The organism is Vibrio sp. Y176 (genome assembly GCF_033438945.1).
On sequence record NZ_JAWOQS010000635.1, the window covers coordinates 1 to 657 of the forward strand.

The following is a 657-nucleotide window of genomic DNA, read 5'->3' on the forward strand; positions in this document are numbered from 1 at the left end:
GCTTAGTGAACACCACGATTCGCACCTTCGACAACCAGATCATCATTGTGCCGAACAGTAAGATTTGGGGAGATGTGATCAAGAACGTGACCCATGAGCGTATTCGCCGTGTAGATATGGTGTTTGGTATCGGCTACGCAGACGATTTATTGAAAGCGGAATCGGTACTAACGGATATCGTGACTTCACACCCTGCGGTACTTCGCGCGCCTGAGCCAATGATTAAAGTGCACACTTTGAATACTTCGTCGGTAGATTTCATCGTTCGCCCTTGGGTTAAAACAGATGACTACTGGGAGGTATATTGGGATGTAACGAAAGAAGTGAAGTTACGCTTTGATCGCGAAGGCATTTCGATTCCTTTCCCACAACAAGATGTGCATTTGCACATGGTGGAGAAAAAAGACGCGTAATCGCGTGTTATCCAAATACGAAAAGGCACTCGATAAAGAGTGCCTTTTTATTTGCGGTAAGTTTTGTGTCTTACAGTTCGTTAAAGAACGCTAACTTCGGTTCGCATTCAAGCAAGTTTTCAATTTGGCTGATCAAATGTGCAAAGTGCTCAGTTTTACCGTGAAATTCGAACGCTTCTTGGTCTTTAAATTGCTCTTGAAAAACGAAGTGGCTCGCGTTGTCTTTATCTTGGAACAACTGATA

The 657-nt window shown here is 43.7% G+C and carries 2 protein-coding genes; one reads left to right on the forward strand and one right to left on the reverse strand.

Annotation, left to right across the window (positions count from 1 at the left end):
* Positions 1–413 (forward strand): mechanosensitive ion channel family protein (locus tag R7O13_RS27775; RefSeq protein WP_318305312.1); only part of this gene is annotated, 413 nt, incomplete at its 5' end.
* Positions 414–483: 70 nt separating this feature from the next.
* On the opposite strand, the gene R7O13_RS27780 is transcribed toward R7O13_RS27775, so the two are convergent.
* A complete protein-coding gene (locus R7O13_RS27780) occupies positions 484–651 on the reverse strand; it encodes a putative quinol monooxygenase (RefSeq protein WP_318305313.1) in 168 nt (55 codons plus the stop codon).
* Positions 652–657 lie beyond the last annotated feature (6 nt).